This window comes from Streptomyces sp. NPDC051310, from assembly GCF_044455245.1.
Classification (GTDB): Bacteria; Actinomycetota; Actinomycetes; order Streptomycetales; family Streptomycetaceae; genus Streptomyces.
Genome location: NZ_JBITEO010000060.1, coordinates 1 through 1,457 on the forward strand (window position 1 = coordinate 1; position 1,457 = coordinate 1,457).

A 1,457-nucleotide genomic window follows, 5' to 3' on the forward strand; every position below is an offset into this window, starting at 1 on the left:
TACGCGGCGGCGAATGCTGCGTTGGACGCGCTTGCCGCGTCCCGCCGGGCCGCCGGTCTGCCCGCCACCTCCCTGGCCTGGGGCCTGTGGGGCGAAGCCGCGGGCATGGCGTCCCAGCTGGGGCAGGGCGAGCTGGCCCGTCTGGAGCGGATGGGTGCCAAGGCGCTGACGACCGAGACGGGTCTCGATCTGTTCGACCAAGCCCTCGCGTCGGACGCGGCGCTGCTGGCGCCGGTCCAGCTGGACGCGGCGGTGTTGCGGGCCCACGCCCGGGCGGGGACGCTCCCGGCCGTGCTGCGCGGGCTGGCGCCCGCCCCGGCCCGGCGTGCGGAGGCCGGTGGATCACTGGCCCAGCGCCTCGCCGGCGTACCGGAGGCGGACCGTGAGCAGATCGCGCTCGAGCTGGTGCTGGCCCAGGTGGCGGGTGTGCTCGGGCACGCCTCCGCCGGCTCCATCGATCCCGGCCGCGCCTTCAACGAGCTCGGCTTCGACTCCCTGAGCGCGGTCGAGCTGCGCAACCGGCTCACGCAGGCCACCGGGGTGCGCCTGCCCGCCACGCTGGTGTTCGACCACCCCACCCCGGCCGCCGTGGCGCGGCTGCTGGTGTCGCAGATCGTGGTGGACCCCGCGAGTGTGCGCACGCGTGCGGCGCGGCCGCGGCGCGTCGACACCACCGAGCCCATGGCGATCGTCGGCATGAGCTGCCGCTTCCCCGGCGGGGTCACCTCGCCGGAGGAGCTGTGGGAGCTGGTGGCGTCCGGTCGGGACGCGATGGGCCCCTTCCCGACCGACCGCGGCTGGGACCTGGAGCGGCTGTACGACCCGGACCCCGACCAGCTCGGAACGGTCTACACGCGAGCCGGTGGCTTCGTGGACCGCATCGGGGAGTTCGACGCGGACTTCTTCGGGATCAGCCCGCGTGAGGCGCTGGCGATGGACCCGCAGCAGCGGCTGTTGCTGGAGGCCGCCTGGGAGGCGTTCGAGGACGCCGGCATCGACCTGACCTCGCTGCGCGGCAGCAACACCGGTGTCTTCTGCGGCACCGTCGCCTCGGGTTACCACGCCACGATGGTCCCGGAACTGGAGGGTTACCACCTCACCGGCACCACGATGAGCGTGGTGTCCGGCCGTATCGCGTACACCCTCGGCTTCGAGGGCCCGGCGGTGTCGGTGGACACGGCCTGCTCCTCCTCCGCCGTCGCCCTGCACCTGGCGTCGCAGGCGCTGAGGGCGGGCGAGTGTGAGATGGCCCTGGTCGGTGGCATCTCCCTCATGGCCACACCGGACCTGCTCATCGGCTTCAGCCGTCAGCGCGGCCTGGCGAGCGACGGGCGGTGCAAGGCGTATGCGGCGTCGGCGGATGGCACCGGGTTCTCGGACGGTGTCGGTGTGCTGGTGGTGGAGCGTCTGTCGGACGCCCGGCGCAAGGGGCACCGGATCCTGGGTCTGATCCGTGG

The 1,457-nt window shown here is 73.6% G+C and carries 1 protein-coding gene; it reads left to right on the plus strand.

The features are described from left to right. Nucleotides 1-21 precede the first annotated feature (21 nt). Nucleotides 22-1,457, plus strand: a 1,436-nt coding sequence (locus tag ACIA79_RS33540; protein ID WP_399432208.1) for a beta-ketoacyl synthase N-terminal-like domain-containing protein, incomplete at its 3' end; no start/stop codon positions are given.